General features: G+C 68.2%; 16 protein-coding genes. 8 read left to right on the top strand and 8 right to left on the bottom strand.

Going from position 1 to position 15,850, the window contains the following annotated elements:
• Positions 1-5: 5 nt before the first annotated feature.
• From ACZ6ZD_RS36035 to ACZ6ZD_RS36025, 3 genes are read left to right on the top strand one after another with little or no spacing between them, the layout of a single operon-like run.
• A complete protein-coding gene (locus tag ACZ6ZD_RS36035; protein WP_465678967.1) occupies positions 6-1,307 on the top strand; it encodes a M16 family metallopeptidase in 1,302 nt (433 codons plus the stop codon).
• A complete protein-coding gene (locus tag ACZ6ZD_RS36030) occupies positions 1,304-2,653 on the top strand; it encodes a M16 family metallopeptidase (protein WP_465678966.1) in 1,350 nt (449 codons plus the stop codon). The genes ACZ6ZD_RS36035 and ACZ6ZD_RS36030 overlap by 4 nt, the downstream gene beginning before the upstream one ends.
• 9 nt (positions 2,654-2,662) lie before the next feature.
• A complete protein-coding gene (locus ACZ6ZD_RS36025) occupies positions 2,663-3,010 on the top strand; it encodes a DUF4190 domain-containing protein (RefSeq protein ID WP_465678965.1) in 348 nt (115 codons plus the stop codon).
• Here ACZ6ZD_RS36025 and ACZ6ZD_RS36020 read toward each other — a convergent pair whose 3' ends face one another.
• Both ACZ6ZD_RS36020 and ACZ6ZD_RS36015 read right to left on the bottom strand, forming a co-directional pair.
• Positions 3,011-3,793 carry a DUF4190 domain-containing protein gene (locus tag ACZ6ZD_RS36020; protein WP_465678963.1) on the bottom strand — a complete coding sequence of 261 codons (783 nt, stop codon included), beginning with the start codon at positions 3,791-3,793 and terminating at the stop codon, positions 3,011-3,013. It abuts the gene before it with no gap.
• 39 nt (positions 3,794-3,832) lie between these two features.
• A complete protein-coding gene (locus ACZ6ZD_RS36015; protein WP_465678962.1) occupies positions 3,833-4,258 on the bottom strand; it encodes a CBS domain-containing protein in 426 nt (141 codons plus the stop codon).
• Positions 4,259-4,450: 192 nt separating this feature from the next.
• Between ACZ6ZD_RS36015 and ACZ6ZD_RS36010 the strand changes: the two genes are divergently transcribed.
• Both ACZ6ZD_RS36010 and ACZ6ZD_RS36005 read left to right on the top strand, forming a co-directional pair.
• Positions 4,451-5,662 carry an MFS transporter gene (locus ACZ6ZD_RS36010; RefSeq protein ID WP_465678961.1) on the top strand — a complete coding sequence of 404 codons (1,212 nt, stop codon included), beginning with the start codon at positions 4,451-4,453 and terminating at the stop codon, positions 5,660-5,662.
• Complete coding sequence (locus tag ACZ6ZD_RS36005) at positions 5,659-6,354, top strand: hypothetical protein (protein WP_465678959.1); 696 nt, start codon at positions 5,659-5,661, stop codon at positions 6,352-6,354. The genes ACZ6ZD_RS36010 and ACZ6ZD_RS36005 overlap by 4 nt, the downstream gene beginning before the upstream one ends.
• Here ACZ6ZD_RS36005 and rfbB read toward each other — a convergent pair.
• The 6 genes from rfbB to ACZ6ZD_RS35975 form a co-directional block, all read right to left on the bottom strand.
• Positions 6,333-7,331 (bottom strand): dTDP-glucose 4,6-dehydratase, encoded by a 999-nt coding sequence (gene rfbB / locus ACZ6ZD_RS36000; protein ID WP_465678958.1) that lies wholly within the window; start codon positions 7,329-7,331, stop codon positions 6,333-6,335. The genes ACZ6ZD_RS36005 and rfbB overlap by 22 nt on opposite strands.
• Positions 7,328-8,197 carry a glucose-1-phosphate thymidylyltransferase RfbA gene (gene rfbA, locus ACZ6ZD_RS35995; protein WP_465678956.1) on the bottom strand — a complete coding sequence of 290 codons (870 nt, stop codon included), beginning with the start codon at positions 8,195-8,197 and terminating at the stop codon, positions 7,328-7,330. Before rfbA ends, rfbB begins: the two co-directional genes overlap by 4 nt.
• Positions 8,198-8,207: 10 nt before the next feature.
• Positions 8,208-9,035: a carbohydrate ABC transporter permease gene (locus ACZ6ZD_RS35990; protein WP_465678955.1), complete on the bottom strand. Its 828-nt coding sequence runs from the start codon at positions 9,033-9,035 to the stop codon at positions 8,208-8,210.
• Positions 9,032-9,961 (bottom strand): carbohydrate ABC transporter permease, encoded by a 930-nt coding sequence (locus ACZ6ZD_RS35985; protein WP_465678953.1) that lies wholly within the window; start codon positions 9,959-9,961, stop codon positions 9,032-9,034. Before ACZ6ZD_RS35985 ends, ACZ6ZD_RS35990 begins: the two co-directional genes overlap by 4 nt.
• Positions 9,962-9,985: 24 nt before the next feature.
• Positions 9,986-11,380 (bottom strand): extracellular solute-binding protein, encoded by a 1,395-nt coding sequence (locus ACZ6ZD_RS35980; RefSeq protein ID WP_465678952.1) that lies wholly within the window; start codon positions 11,378-11,380, stop codon positions 9,986-9,988.
• A 182-nt stretch (positions 11,381-11,562) separates the two neighbouring features.
• Positions 11,563-12,543: a hypothetical protein gene (locus tag ACZ6ZD_RS35975; protein WP_465678951.1), complete on the bottom strand. Its 981-nt coding sequence runs from the start codon at positions 12,541-12,543 to the stop codon at positions 11,563-11,565.
• Positions 12,544-12,648: 105 nt separating this feature from the next.
• Between ACZ6ZD_RS35975 and ACZ6ZD_RS35970 the strand changes: the two genes are divergently transcribed.
• From ACZ6ZD_RS35970 to ACZ6ZD_RS35960, 3 genes are all read left to right on the top strand, one after another.
• Positions 12,649-13,245 carry a TetR/AcrR family transcriptional regulator gene (locus ACZ6ZD_RS35970; protein WP_465678949.1) on the top strand — a complete coding sequence of 199 codons (597 nt, stop codon included), beginning with the start codon at positions 12,649-12,651 and terminating at the stop codon, positions 13,243-13,245.
• Positions 13,246-13,426: 181 nt separating this feature from the next.
• Complete coding sequence (locus tag ACZ6ZD_RS35965) at positions 13,427-14,674, top strand: MFS transporter (RefSeq protein ID WP_465678948.1); 1,248 nt, start codon at positions 13,427-13,429, stop codon at positions 14,672-14,674.
• On the top strand, positions 14,674-15,849 hold the full coding sequence (locus ACZ6ZD_RS35960; protein WP_465678947.1) for a radical SAM protein: 1,176 nt from the start codon (positions 14,674-14,676) through the stop codon (positions 15,847-15,849). Before ACZ6ZD_RS35965 ends, ACZ6ZD_RS35960 begins: the two co-directional genes overlap by 1 nt.
• Position 15,850 lies beyond the last annotated feature (1 nt).

The following is a 15,850-nucleotide window of genomic DNA, read 5'->3' as shown; positions in this document are numbered from 1 at the left end:
GCGGCATGCCCCTGAACTACCCCCTCGCGGAGCAGACGCTGGACAACGGCCTCCGGGTCGTCGTGAGCTCGGACCGCGCGGTCCCGATCGTCGCTGTCAACCTCTGGTACGACGTGGGCTCGCGGCACGAGCCACCGGGGCTGACCGGCTTCGCGCACCTGTTCGAGCACCTCATGTTCCAGGGCTCGCGCAACGTCACCTCGGGTCAGCACTTCAGCCTGCTCGAGACCGCCGGCGGCAGCCTGAACGCGAGCACGTTCTTCGACCGCACCAACTACTTCGAGTCGCTGCCCAGCGGCGGGCTGGATCTGGCCCTCTGGCTGGAGGCGGACCGGATGGGCTACCTCCTGGACGCCCTCACCCTGGAGAACCTGGACAACCAGCGGGACGTGGTGAAGGAGGAGAAGCGGCAGAGCTACGACAACCGGCCGTACGGCGACTCCTACGAGCGGCTGGTCAAACTGGCCTTCCCCGAGGGCCACCCGTACGCGCACATGACGATCGGCTCGATGGCCGACCTGGACGCCGCCTCCCTGGAGGACGTGCACCAGTTCTTCCGCACCTACTACGGCCCGAACAACGCCGTCCTGACCATCGTCGGCGACGTCTCGGTCGAGGACGCGTTCGACGCCGCCAAGCGGTACTTCGGGCACCTCCCGGCCATTCCGACGCCGCCACCCGCACCGGACGGCACGATCGGTCCGCTGACCGAGGTGCTGCGCGACGACGTCCTGGACGACGTACCGTCCGATCTGGTCACCATGATGTTCCGCCTCCCTCCGGACGGGACTCCGGAGCTGGACGCGGCCGGTCTGGCCCTCGACGTCCTGGCCGCCGGGCAGAGCGGCCGGTTGAACCGGCGGCTGGTCCGCGACGAGCAGATCGCGCAGTCGGTCTCCGGTGGCGCGCTGCCGCTGATCGGCGGCGTCTCGTTCGGCACGCTGACCGGTATCGCTTCTGACGGCGTCGACCTGCAGCAGGTCGAGGACGCGCTGCTCGAAGAGGTGGAGAAGCTGGCCGAGGGCGGAATCACCGCCGACGAGCTGGCGACCGTACAGGCCCAGGCCGAGCGGGACTGGCTGGAGCAGCTCTCGACGTGCGCGGGCCGCGCCGACGAGATCTCCCACCACGCCTTGCTGTTCGGCGACCCGAACCGGATCAACACCCGCATCGACCAGGTCCGCGCAGTGACGGTCGAGCAGGTCCAGGCCGCGGCCCGGGAGTGGATCCGCGCCGCCGGGCGGGCCCAGGTGACCTACCGGCAGAACGAGACCAGCACGGCCGAAGAGGCTGGAGAGCAGGCATGAGCCAGATTCTGACCACCCCGCCCGCGGTCGGCGCGCCCCGCCCGTGGAAGTTCCCCGAGTCGACCAGTACGGCGACCCGCGTCGGAACGCCCGTCCACATCTTCGACCGCCCCGGCCAGTACGTCGCGACCGTCCGGGTGACGATCGCGATGCCGCTGTTCGCCGAGCCGCGCGAGCTCGAAGGCGTCGCCACGATCATGTCCCGCACCCTCGACGAGGGCACCGAGCTGCACTCGGCCAACGACTTCGCCGCCGCCCTGGAGCGGCATGGCGCGGCCTACGGCGTCGACGTCAGCTCGGACGCGCTGCACGTCGAGATCTCCGTCCCGGTGTCGCAGCTGGCGCCGGCCGTGAAGCTGCTCGCCGAGGCCGTCACCCGGCCCGCCTTCAACGTGGCGGACGTCGGCCGGCACGTCACGATCCGCCTCGGCGAGATCAACCAGGAGAAGGCGAACGCCGGCTACCGCGCGCGGGAGGCGTTCGCCGCGCACCTGTTCGACGCGTCGACCCGCCGGTCCCGTCCGACCGCAGGTACGCCGGACACGATCCGCCCGCTCACCAACGTCCAGGTCGCGGAGTACTACCGGAACAACATCGGCCCCGAGCGCGCGCACATCCTCTTCGCCGGTGACGCCACCGGTGTGGACGTCGCTGCGATCGTGGACGACGCGTTCGGCGACTGGGAGTCGTCCGCCGGGCCCGCGCTGGAGGCTCCGGAGCCGCTGTACCTGCCGGGTGACCGTCTGGTTCTGGTGGACCGCCCCGGCTCGGTGCAGAGCCAGCTGGTGATCGGCTGCCCCGGTCCCGACCGCCGCGACCCGACCTGGGGTACGGCGGCCGTGGCGAACCATGTGGTCGGCGGAACGATCACCTCCCGCGTGGACACCGTGCTGCGCGAGGAGAAGGGCTACACGTACGGAACGCGCAGCAGCTTCACCGCACCGCGCAAGGGCGGCACGTTCACGCTCGGCGGCTCGGTCCGCACCGAGGTGACCGGAGCGGCGATCACGGACGCGCTGCGGATCCTCCGGGAGGCCCGCGATGGGCTCACCGAGCAGGAGGTGCGCGAGGCGAAGGACAGTCTGACCCTCACTGCTCCGCTACGCTACGAACAGGCCGACTCGATCGTCCAGCAGGTGGGTAGCAACCTCGCGAACGGCGTCCCGGTCGACTTCGCGGACACCTACATGCAGCGGATCGCGGCCACCACCGCGGCCGATGCAACCGAGGCGTACCGCCAATGGGTGGGAACCAACGGCCTGCTGGTCGTCGTCGTAGGGGAAGCCAAGGACGTCCGCCCGCAGCTCGCCGACCTCGGGCTGGGTGACCCGATCGAACTGACCTAGGAGCGCACGATGTCGACCCCCGAGCGGCCCACGGACCGGCCCGAGCAGTACTACCCGGTCCAGCCCGGTTTCCCGGACCGCCCGGCGTACGGCGTCCTGCAGGACCACAGCCGAGCCACCGTCTCCCTGGTGCTCGGCCTGGTCGCGCTCTGCGCGGGCATCATCGTTCTCGCGCCGGTGGCCTGGTGGCTCGGCAACCAGGCCGTCCGCGAGATCGACGCCACCCCCGGCGTCTACAACAACCGGGGGATGGCGCAAGCCGGCAAGATCCTCGGCATCATCGGCACCGTGCTGCTGATCATCGGCGTCATCTTCCTGCTCGGCATGATCGCGATCGTCGTCTTCGGCACCGTCTGATCACTTCGGCACGACGAGGCAGGTGGTGCCGCGGTCACCGAGGCTCCAGCCCGTCTCGACCGGGTGCAGGAAGAAGATGTTCGACGGCCGCTCGGTCTGCCGCTTGGACTCCGCCCACCGGTCGGTGCAGCCCTTCTCGGCCGCGGCCTGGACGGCGCTCAAGCCCGGCCACTTGCCCGACGGCAGCTCGAACAGAGCGAACACCTCGCCGCCGTTCGGCCCGCTGCACGGCACGATCTTGATGTCGCGGACGTCGGCGCCGTCCCCGATCGTGCCGACGCAGTCGCCGACCCGGAGCGCGGTCGGCTTCACCGTCTGCGTCGCGGTCACCTGCCCGCTCGCGTCCCGGTCCGGCTGCCCGCTGCCGCCGAACGCGATCGCCAGCCCGATCGCGACGATCCACAGCAGCGAGATCACGATGCCGGCGATCGCGAGCCCCTTGCCCTTCTGGTTCTTCGACGGGATCTGGATCAGAGCGATGATGCCCAGCACCATGCTGATCACGGTGGTGCCGAGGATCGCCAGGACGAACGAGAAGATCGCCAGCAGGCTGTACTTGCGCGGCGGTGGCGGCACCGGCGCACCCGGGTAGTACCCGCCGGCGCCGTACGGCGGGCCGTAGTCCAGCCCCGGGTTGCCAGCCAGCGGCGGCATCCCGGGGTAGGGCTGACCCGGCTGCTGCCCCGGCGGCTGCGCCGGATACGGCTGGCCCGGCTGTTGGCCCGGGTACGGCTGATCGGACGGCGGGCCGGGTGGCCCGGCCGGGGGTGGAGTCTGATTCATGATCGGACTGTAAGCCCCGCGGACCGGGCCTGACCGGAATTATCCGGCGATGTAATTGGACAGTTGCTCTTTCTCGAACTCCAGCTCGCCGATCCGGGACTTGACGACGTCGCCGATGCTGACCAGGCCGGTCAGGGCGCCGTCGACGACGACCGGGACGTGCCGGATCCGGTGTTCGGTCATCAGCAGCATCAGGTTGTCGATCAGATCGTCCGGCGTACAGGTGTGGACCTCGGCCGTCATGATCGCGCTGACCCGGACCTCCCCCGCGTCGGGGGTGCCGTTCCAGAGCCGGACGATGTCGCGCTCGGACACGATGCCGGCCACCGAGCTGCCGTCCGCACTCACGACCACGGCGCCGATGTTGCGCTCGGCCAGCACGGTGAGGAGCTCGGTCACGGTGGCCTGGGGCGAGATGGTGACGACCTCGTTGCCCTTGCCGCGCAGTACGTCGTTGATCTTCACGGAGCCTCCTGCGATGTCGAGGGGGGACCAATACACCAAGGTAGCGAAAAGACCAGCGAAGCGGCAGGTCTCATTTCCGTGACCAGTGGTGATCAAGCGATCACTTTCCGACGTGAATTCCTTCACAAGGTCGGGCGGCCGGCCGGGCTGAATCCGGGAGACGGTCGGCCGTTCCGCCCATAGGATCGCCCGGTGAGTTGGCGGGAAGATCTGGCCGTACTGCGGCACCGGGACGTGCGATTGTTCGTCTCCTCGCGGTTCGTGTCGATTCTGGGCTCGACGATCGCGCCGGTCGCGCTGGTGTTCGCCGTCCTGGACGTCTCACCCGTGGCGAGCGCGGTCGGGCTCGTGCTGGCCGCGCGGAGTATCCCGAACATCGTGTTCCTGCTGGTCGGCGGCGTGATCTCCGACCGGTTGCCCCGGCATCTCGTCATCCTGACGGCCAACGTGGTCAGCGGGCTGACGCAGGCGCTGGCGGCGGCCCTGGTGCTGTCCGGCCACGCGACGATCTGGCAGTTGGTGGTGATCGAGGCGGTGAACGGCGCGGCGTCGGCGTTCGTGATGCCCGCGATGACCGGCATCCTGCCGGCGCTGGTCGACAAGAAGGACCTCCCGCAGGCGACCGCGATCTCCGGGTTCGCCCGCTCGGTCGCGATGATCGGCGGCGGCGCGGTCGCCGGCGTGATCGTCGGGCTGACCGGCCCCGGGATCGGCCTCGCCGTGGACGCGGCGACGTTCCTGCTCGGCGCGCTGCTGATCTCCCGGCTCACGCTGCCGCCGATCGCCCGGCGGACCACCTCGATGATCGCCGACCTGCGCGAGGGCTGGAGCGAGTTCGTCGCGCGGCAGTGGGTGTGGGTGATCGTGCTCGCCTTCGGCCTGCTCAACGTGCTGTTCACGGCCTGCTACCAGACCCTCGGGCCGGTGATCGCCGACCGGACCTTCGGCCGGGCCGGCTGGGGCGCGGTGAGCGCCTGTTTCGGCGCCGGCCTGGTCCTCGGCGGAGTGCTGATGCTGCGACTCAAACCCCGGCACCCGCTCCGCGCCGGGATGGCCGGGATGTTGCTGGGCGTGCCGATCATCGTCTGCCTGGCGCTGTATCCACAGGCGGTCGCGGTCGCCGCGGCGGCGTTCGTGCTGGGGCTCGGTTTCGAGATCTTCGGGATCGGCTGGGAGACCGCGCTCGGTCAGAACATCCCGCTCGACAAGCTGTCCCGGGTCTCGTCGTACGACATGCTCGGCTCGTTCATCGCGAACCCGGTCGGCCAGCTGAGCGTCGGCTACGTCGCCGCGGCGTTCTCGATCACCGCCGTCGAGCTGACCGGCGCGGCGCTGTACACCGTGATCGTCCTCGGCACGCTCGTGGTCCCGTCGGTCTGGAAACTGCGTAGGCTGACCACATGAGTGCAATCGTTCCGGGGCCGTCGAAGAAGATCGAGCAGGAGATGGAGGCTGCACGCGCCGGTGAGAAGGCGCTGTCCGCGGGCGATCTGAACCCGACCGCGCCGAAGCACTCCGCCCTGACCGGCCTGGAGGATTGGCCCGACGCCCTGCGCAAGACCGTCGAGGCCGACTACGAGCGCAACACCGCGCTCGACACCGGGCGCCGGCGGACGGCGGACAAACACGTCCCCGCGCTGGTGACCGGGCTGCTCGAGCTCCTCGACCAGATCGAGAAACACCTGCAGTCGACCAAACCGGGCCTGCTCCGCAAGGGCCCGGCCGCCGAAGCGCCGGACGCCGTCCTCGCCGAGCTGCTCGGTCTGCCGACCGACGTGGTCGAGGCGACCCCCGGCCGTTCCGAGCACCGGGACGCCGCCCGCACGGTCAAGTCGATCCGCGACCAGCTCAAGTCGATCGAGATCCGCCTCGACCCGCTGGCGAAACCGATCCCGGTCGACCACGCCAAACTCACCCGCCAGGTGACGTTCGTCGTCCGGCTCGCGGTCGTCCTCGAGCAGGCGCCGACGGCCGCCGCGCTGATCCCGGCCGCCCTCGACCACTTCGCCGAAGGCCTGCCGGACCCGCAGTGGGAGGAGAGTTTCGCCGAGAAGCTCGAGTTCTGGCAGGAGACCTACGAGGACCTGGCCGACTGATCGGCGTACTTCTGCTCGGTGACGACCTTGGCGCCGGCCCACCACGACTCGTGCTCGCGGTACCAGGCGATCGTGTCGGCCAGGCCGGCGTCGAAGTCCACGTGCCGGGGTGACCAGCCGAGCTCGGTCCGCAGCTTGGCCGAGCTCGTCGCGTACCGCAGATCGTGCCCGGGCCGATCGGCGACCTGGTCGTACCCGTCGGCGGGCCGGCCGAGCAGCCGCAGGATCGTCTCGGTGACCTGCTTGTTCGACCGCTCCTGCCCCGAGCCGATCAGGTAGGTCTCGCCGATCCGCCCGTCCTGCAGGATCCGGCGGACGGCGTCGTTGTGGTCGTCCACATGCGTCCACTCCCGGACGTTGACGCCGGTGCCGTAGACCTTGGGCCGGCCGCCGGTCAGCACGGTCGTGATCCCGCGCGGGATCAGCTTCTCGACGTGCTGGTACGGGCCGTAGTTGTTGGCGCAGTTGGAGATCGTGGCCGCGATCCCGTACGACCTGGCCCAGGCCCGGACGAGATGGTCGGAGCTGGCCTTGGTGGCCGAGTACGGCGACGAGGGGTCGTACCGGGTCTCCTCGGTGAACCGGGTATCGGCGTCCAGCGGCAGCGCGCCGAACACCTCGTCGGTCGAGATGTGATGCAGGCGGACGTCGTACCGGCGGACGGCCTCGAGAACGTGGAACGTGCCGACGACGTTCGTCCAGATGAACGGCGCCGGGTCGCCGAGCGAGTTGTCCACATGGGACTCGGCCGCGAAGTGCACCACCGCGTCGGCCTGTTTGATCAGCCGGTCGACCAGCTCGGCGTCCCCGATGTCGCCGGTCACGAACTCGATGTCATCGGCAACCGGCGCCAGATTGCGCCGGTCGCCGGCGTACGTGAGCGCGTCGAGCACGGTGATCCGGTGCTCCCGGACGGCGCTCTGGACGAAGTTCGCCCCGATGAACCCCGCTCCCCCGGTGACCAGCATCCGGCTCATCGGCGGACCAGGCTCGGCCGGTTCAGCAACGCGAGCAGGTACTCGCCGTAGCCGGAGTTACGCAGCGGCTCGGCCAGCAGCCGGAGCTCGTCGTCGCTGATGAAGCCCTGCCGCCAGGCCACCTCCTCCACGCAGCCGACCTTCAGCCCCGTGCGGTTCTCCAGCACCCGCACGAAGTCCGATGCGTCCGCGAGCGACTCGATCGTGCCCGTGTCGAGCCAGACCGCCCCCTGAGCGACCTTCTCCGCGCGCAGCTTCCCGCGCCGCAGGTACTCGCGGTTCACATCGGTGATCTCGACCTCGCCGCGCGGACTCGGCGTCAGCCCCTTCGCGATCGCCACCACATCGTTGTCGTAGAAGTACAAACCGACCACCGCGAAGTTCGACCGCGGCTCGGCCGGCTTCTCTTCGATCCCCAACACCTGCTGATCCGCGTCGAACTCCACCACGCCGTACCGCCGCGCATCGGCCACCGGATAGGCGAACACCACCCCGCCGTCAGGCTCCACCACCCCGCCGAAGTCGTCGCCGTAGAACAAGTTGTCGCCGAGGATCAGCGCCACCGGGTCGGCCCCGATGAACTCCTCCCCCACCACGAACGCCTCGGCGATCCCGTTCGGCTCCGCCTGCACGGCGTACTCGAACCGGCACCCGAACTGCGCCCCGTCGCCGAGCAGCCGCTCGAAAGCCGCCCGGTCGTCGGGGGTGGTGATGATCAGGATCTCGTTGATCCCGGCCCCCATCAGCGTCGCCAACGGGTAGTAGACCATCGGTTTGTCGTAGATCGGCATCAGATGTTTCGAGACGCCCCGTGCCATCGGGTACAACCGCGTCCCGGACCCACCGGCGAGCAGTATGCCTTTCATCTGACCTCCGTCAGCCCTTGATCGCGCCTCCGAGTGCGAACGCACCACCGAGTTTCTTGCTCAGGAGCAGGTACAGCAACAGGACCGGCGTGGTGTAGATGAGTGAGTACGCCGCCAGCTGGCCGTAGTTCGGCTCGCCGTACTGGCCGAAGAAGGTGAAGATCGAGACCGAGGCGGGCAGGCGTTCGGGGGACAGCAGGAGCATGAACGGGACGAAGAAGTTGCCCCACATCCCGATGAAGGTGAAGATCAGGACGACGGCGATCCCCGGCCACATCAGCGGCAGGACGATACTCTTCAGCGCCCGCATGTTGGTCGCGCCGTCGACCCAGGCGGCCTCCTCCAGCGAGATCGGGACGCCGTCCATGAACGTCTTGGTCAGCCAGATCGCGAACGGGAGCGAGCTGGTGGCCATGAACATGATCGTGCCGCCGATGGTGTCGACCAGGTTGAGCTGGACGAACAGGCCGTAGACGGGGACCATCACCGCGGTGATCGGCAGCCCGGTGCAGAACAGGACGGTCAGCAGGAAGGGCCGGTTGAAACGCGACTTGAACCGCGACAGCGGGTACGCCGCCAGGACCGCGCAGACCATCGTCAGCAGCGCCGACCCGCCGCACAGCACCAGCCCGTTCAGGACCGGCCGGTACGTCGTGTCGGTGTTCAGCACGGCCTGGAAGTTCTCCAGCGTCGGCGACGTCGGGAACTCGACCCGCAGCCCCGCCGTCCGGTTGATCGAGGCGAACAGCACCCAGAGCAGCGGGAGGACGAACAAGATGCCGATGGCAAGCAGGACGAGGTTCGACGTCAGCTTGCTCAGCCGGTCGCGGGCGATCACGCTGCCTCCGAGTTGAGTCCACGCAGGTAGATCAGCGAGAAGACCGCGCCGATCGCGAGCATCACCAGGGCGATCGCGGTGCCGTAGCCGATCTGGGAGAAGCTGAACGCCTGCTCGTACATGTACAGCGGCAACGTCTGCGACTTGGTGCCGGGACCGCCGCGGGTCATCGCGTAGATCAGGCCGAACACGCTGAGCGTCTGCAGCGTGATCAGCATCAGGTTGGTCAGCACGGCGCGGCTGATCATCGGCAGCGTGACCCAGATCAGCCGCTTGCTGCCGGCCGCGCCGTCCATCTCGGCCGACTCCTCGATCTCCTTCGGGATCTCGCTGAGCGCCGCCGAGTAGACCAGCATCGAGAACGCCGTCCCGCGCCAGATGTTGGCCAGCGAGACCGCGATGATCGGGGCGGCGTACAGCCAGTCCTGCCCGGGCAGGCCGACCGCGTGCAGCATCACGTTGAGGGTGCCCTCGTCGTTGAAGAACGCCGAGAGCAGGTACGCCGCGACCACCTCGGGCAGCACCCACGCGCCGATCACGGCGGTCCCGACGAAGTTGCGGACGACCTTGTTCGCGCGCCGCATCAGCAGCGCGAGACCGAGCCCGAGGGAGTTCTGGCCGACGATCGCGGACAGCAGCGTGAAGATCAGCGTCAGCCAGATCGCGTTCGAGAACGCGCTGCTGCCGAAGGCCTTGCGGAAGTTGTCCAGCCCGACGAACGTCACGTTCGCCGCGCCGGTGCCGGTCAGCGCCATATTCGTGAACGCGGCGTAGATGCAGTAGATGATCGGGCCGGCCAGGAAGACCAGCATGAGTCCGATGGCCGGGGTGAGCGGCAGCATCTTCAGGAGGTTGGCTGCCCGCGGCTTACCGCTCCGCCCGGTCTTGCCGGACGGAGCGGAAGCGGCGGCGACTGAGGTCGTCACAGGGGAGAATCCTTCGCCGGTGGGCTACTGGCCGGAGGTCGTCTTGTCCTTGCCGACAATGCTCTCGACCGCTTCGTCGTAGTTCTTCGCGGCTTCGTCGACGGTGGACTGACCGGTCATCACCGCCTCCATCGCGGTGATGATCTCGTTGGACACCTTCGGGTACTCGGCGTACGCCGGGCGGTAGACGGTGACCGAGACCAGGTCGGTGAAGAACTGCGTGCTCTTCGAGGAACTCTTGTAGCCCGCGTCGGCGGCGACGTCCTTGCGGACGGCGATCTGCGCGCCGTCGGTCGCGTACTTGGCCGCGTTCTGCGGCGTCTGCAGGGTCTTGATCAGGTTCCAGGCGGCGTCCGGGTTCTTGGACTTGGCCGGGATCGCCCAGGTCCAGCCGCCGGAGAGGCTGACCTTGCCCTTACCGCCGCCGTCCTGGGTCGGCATCGCGGTCTGGCCCATCACCTCGGTCCACTGCGGCCACGGCTTGGCGCCGGTCTTCTGCCAGTTGCCGTAGATCCAGGAGCCGTCGAGCGCGATCCCGAGTTTGCCCTCGGGGATCAGCTCGGTGCCGACCTTGCTGCCCATGTTCGGGTCCAGCGCCTGTTTCGGCGTCGGGCCGATGCCCTCGGTGAAGACGGTCTTGACGAAGTTCAGCGAGTCCTTGAAGCCCTGGCTGCCGACGACCCACTTCTGCTGGTCGCTGTTGTAGAGCGAGTCCTTCGTGCCGTACAGGAGCATCTCGAAGCCCTGCATGGCCGAGGCCTCACCCATCGGCTTACCGGAGTAGACGTTCAGCGGCGTGACGCCAGGGACCTTCTCCTTGATCGTGCGCGCCGCGCTGAGGACGTCGTCCCAGGTCTTCGGCTGCCAGTCGGCGGGCAGGCCGGCCTTGGCGAAGACCTGCTTGTTGTACCAGAGCGCGCGGGTGTCGGTGCCGTCCGGGACGCCGTACGTCTTACCGTCCAGCGCCTTCGCGGCACCCTTGGCGGTCTCCTCGAACTGGCCCCACTGGTCCCAGTCCTTGAGGTAGTCGTCGAGCGGCCGCAGGTAGCCCGCGGTGATGTCGGAGTTGATCAGGAACGTGTCCTCGTAGACGACGTCCGGCGCGGTGTTCGGCGACCGCATCATCAGCTGCAGCTTGGTGTAGTAGTCGTTCTCACTCGCCACGATCGGCAGGACCTCGACCGTCGAGCCGGGGTTGGCCGCCTCGTACTCGGTCTTCACGCCGGCCAGGAACTTCTTCATCGTGGTGCCGGGGCCCCACTGCTGGTAGGCGATCTTGATATTCGCCGGACCGCTGCTCTGGCCGCCGCCGGCGTCCGGCTGCTTGGTCGTCGAGCCCTGGCTACAGGCCGCGACCGCGAGAAGCATCGCGGACGCGGCCAGCGCACCGGCCGCCTTGAAACGCTTTCTTGTCACCATCAGGTCCACCTTCGGGCAATCGTTGTCATCCCGGTACCACGACCCAAACAGAGCGGGCTTTTGGCGAACTTAGGAGGCTGAAGGCGAGGAAGTCAATGGGTGACAGACAACGTTGTCGCTGCCGTCAGGTGATAACGCGGTGACCTTGTCATAACAATCAGGTCACCGCGTCGGGACCTGGTTCAGACGGTAACGGGCGAAGTCTCGGGACGGCCATGAACAACGCGTTGCGACCTCATCGCGCCCAGGCCGCAGAGCAGCACGCCGAGTGCGAGCCAGGCGCTCAGGACGACGAACGCCGTCCCCGACCCGGCACCGTCGAAGAAGCTCACCGACCGCAACGCCGTACCGGCCGCACCCGGCGGCAGCAGCTGACCGAGCGTGCCCCACCCCGCCGGGAGCATCTCGGGCGCACTCGCCAGCCCGGACAGCGGGTTGCCGAGCAGCATCATCACTGCGGCGCCCACACCGAGCCCAGCCGCGCCGCCCAGCCACTCCAGGCCCAGCAACGTCAGACTGATCGCAGCGATCGACAGCGCGATCACGCCGGCGTTTGCGAAGTAGTTGCCCTCGAAAGAGCCCAGCCAGAACTGCAGTACGGCGGTCAGCGCCAACCCGCCGGCCACCGCGAGACTGACCGCGCCAACCAACCGCTGCGCGCCGGACGGCACCAGCCGGGTCAGTGCGACCGCACTGAGGATGCCGCCGAGTACCAGCGGCAGCGCACCGGCCGCGAGCCCAGCGCCACGCGGGTCATCCTTCGGCAGCGGTACGACGTCCGTCACCTTGGCTGGGTGCTCAGGCGACAGTTTGGTCGCCAGCTGGGTAAGGACCTGCGCGACCGCAGGCCCACCGGCGGACGCCGTCAGCACCTCCGGCTGCTGCGCGTCGAGCACGATCGCGCCGTACACCTCCCGGTCCTGGATCTTCTGGACGGCGCTCGCCCGGTCGGCGACCGCGGTGACCTCGAACCCGCCGGGCATCGCCTGGTCGAGCCCCGCGCCGACCTGCCCGGCGACCTGACTCGGACCGGCGACCGCGATCGGGAGGTCGCGGGGCTCGGAGCGCGCCGCCGGCCAGGCGAACGCGATCAGCAGCACCGTCAGCACGGCGGTGAGCAGGGTGACGACGGCGATCAGGGGCGGACGTCGGTGGGCACTCATGCTGAACCTCTCTCGATAAAACCGAATGACCGTTCTTTATGAGATCGAGAGTGCTCCCGGCGAGCGCGACTTGTCAAGAACGGACATTCGTTTTAGGTTGCGGAGATGCCGAAGGTCACAGCCGAGCACCGGCTCGCCCGCCGCGCCCAGATCGTCGCGGCGGCCCGCACACTGGTCGCCGAGCAGGGTTTCCACAAGACGACGATGGCCGACCTGATCGAGGTCTCCGGCCTGTCCGCGGGCGCGGTCTACGGCTACTTCAAGAGCAAGGAGGAGATCGTCGCCGCGATCGCCGAGGAGGCGCTGGGCACGGTCGAGAACCTCTTCGACGAGTTCGTCGACCCGCAGGAGCCGATGAGCCCGATCGACGCTCTGGAGCGCCTGCTCCAGCATGTCGTCAGCCTGGCCGAGCGGCCCGGCGGCGACGTCACCCGGATCGCGCTGCAAGCCTGGGCCGAGGCCCTGCACAACCCGGCCGTCATGGCGATCGCCGGCGCCAAGTACACCGACATCCGCGGCCGGTTCGAGCTCGTCGCCCGCCGCGCCCAGGCCGCCGGCATCCTCGATCCGGACGCTGACCCGCGGCACATCGCCCAGGTCCTGTTCGGCCTGCTCCCCGGCTTCGTCCTGCAGCGGCTCATCATCGGCGACACCACTCCCGAGACCTACACCGCGGGGTTGCGCGCGGTGCTTCGCGGCTAAGTCATCAGACATCCCGAAACTGAGAGTCCGTACCACTTCCCTACCCTCAGCGAGCAATTCATGACTGAGGGGTTGAGTCGCGGCACTTGCCCGGTTAAGTTGTCCGAGGTCTTCTTTCAGAGCTTGAAGAAAGGGGCGGTGGCAGCCGGGATTCAGCCAACCGACGCTGGGGAGTCGACTGGTGCGCGGACGATCTACCACGGACACTGCGACACGATCAGGCGCTGATCTGTCGTGGTACTGGAGCAGTCAGACGGCGAGTTTCGTCGGCGACCGATTGACCGGTTTCGCCGTGCCGAGTATCGCGATCCTGACGCTGGACGCGTCCGGCGCGCAGGTGGGCGTGCTGTCGGCCCTGGGCTGGTTCGCCTATCCGGCGTTCGGGCTGCTCGCGGGCGCCGCGCTCCCGCACATCCCCCGCCGCCGGGTGATGATCGGCGGCGAGCTGATCCGATGCGCGGCGTTCGCGACGATCCCGCTCGCCGCGGTCCTCGGCGGGGTGGGGATTCCACAGCTGTTCGTGGTGGTCGCCGTCGCCGGGGTGGCGATGGTCTTCGTGGACGTCGCCGGCCAGTCGTACCTACCGGCTCTGGTCGACCAGCGGGAGCTGGTCGGCGCCAATGCGAAGCTGCAGAGCTCGGACAGCGCCTCGAAGCTGGTCGGGCCGGCGCTGGCCGGTCTGCTGCTGCGAACGACCGGTCCGAGGGTCGGGCTGTTGCTGAGCGCGCTGCCCTTCCTCGCTTCGGCGTACGGACGTACTCGGATCACTGCGCTCGAACAATCGGCTGCACCAGCGACTGAGCCGCTGGTGCAGCGCATTCGAACCGGGATCGGTTTCGTACGCCGGCATCCAGTGCTGCGCCAGCAGGTTGGCGCAGCCGCCGTACGGAGCTTCGGGACCGGCATGGTGGACGCAGTGCTGCTGCTGTTCGCGTACCGGGTGCTGGGGCTGTCGAGCCTCGCCGGTGGGCTGTTGATCGCAGCAGGCTCGGTCGGCGGGCTACTGGGGGCTTTCGTCGCCAACAAGCTCGCAGCGGCGTTGGGCACCCGTCGTACGCTCGTGCTGACCGGAGTGGAAGCCCTGTGCTGGTTGGCGATCCCCCTCTGTCTGGTGACTGCGCCTGCGCTCACTCTGGTGCTGATCCGGGTGATGGCGGGTGTCTGGCTGCCGGTGTGGAACGTCGTCACCACGAGCGTGCGTCAACAGGTCACACCGGCCGCGCTGCAGAGCACTGTGCACGCAGCGGCCCGCACGCTCACCTCGTCCACCGTTCCCCTCGGTGCGCTCACCGGCGGCTTCGCCGGCGGCGTACTGAGTAATCAACTCGGGGCCGCGAGCGGCCTCGTCCTCGTCCTGGCGACAGGAGGTGTGATCGCCGGAGCCAGCGCTCTGCTCGTCGCCCGAGCCACCACTTCATCGGAGGTCTGATGCGCCCCACCACGACCCGCACGCTGAACAACAAAGAGTTCGCCGACATCCTGCACACGGTCTCGATCCGGTCGAAAGCCCGGAAGAATCTGCTGATCGACCCGTCGTACGCCGCACCGCTGCCGCAGGAGGTCAGCCTGCAGCTGACATACCGCTGCAACCTGCGCTGCACCCACTGCTACCAGTGGAACGAACAGGGCTTCTTCCGCGACTTCAGCTCCGAGCGGCAGCGCACCGAGCTCGACCTGTCGGTCATCGAGGATGTCCTGCGGACGACGGCCGAAACGCGCTCCAAGCTGTTCCTGTGGGGCGGTGAGCCCTTGATGCACACGAAGTTCGACCAGGTCGCCGCACTGCTGGAGAAGTACCCGCGGACGGTCAACATGTGCACCAACGGCCTGCTGTTCAAACGCAAGGTCGACGACCTGCTCCGGATCGGCGAGAACCTGAACCTGCTGGTCAGCCTGGACGGTCTCGGTGAGGACCACGAGGCACTGCGTGGCCGCGGCACGTTCAAGCGGACCATGGAGAACATCCAGATGATGCTGGACCTCAAACGCGACGGGAAGTGGGACGGCGAGCTGTCGTTGTCCTGCATGGTCTCGCACGTCACCGTGCACAAGATGTACGAGTTCATGGAGTGGGCCGAGGAGCTGGGCGTCAACACCGTCTACTTCCAGTTCCCCTGGTACATCAGCCCAGAGGTGGCCGAGTCGATGGACCGGCTGTACGAGAAGACGTTCTCCTGGCTGAACCCGAGTACCGACACCAAGAAGCCCACCTGGCACAGCTACACCTACCAGCTGCCGGAGGAGGAGCTGCCCGCGCTGCGCGAGTCGATGGCTCGGCTGGCCTCCCGTGCCTGGAATGTCCGGCTGCGCTACCAGCCGCAGCTCGAGGACGACGAGGTCACCGACTTCATCCTCGGCACCTCACGGCCGGCCCAGCACCGCAGCAAGTGCCTCGCGGTCTCGAACCGGATGGAGGTGCACGCCGACGGCGCCGTCAGCTCGTGCAAGTTCTTCCCGGAGTTCGTCGTCGGCAACCTCTACGAGCAGTCGGTCAACGACCTGTGGCAGAGCCAGTCGTTCCGTGAGGTCCGCCGGATCATGTCCGAGAACGGAATGATGCCGGTCTGCTCGAAATGCATCCTTCTCTACCTGAACGGAGTCTGAG

The organism is Kribbella sp. NPDC104218, from assembly GCF_055584105.1.
Note: the sequence above shows the minus strand (reverse complement) of the source record. Positions and strands in the feature narration are given on the sequence as shown.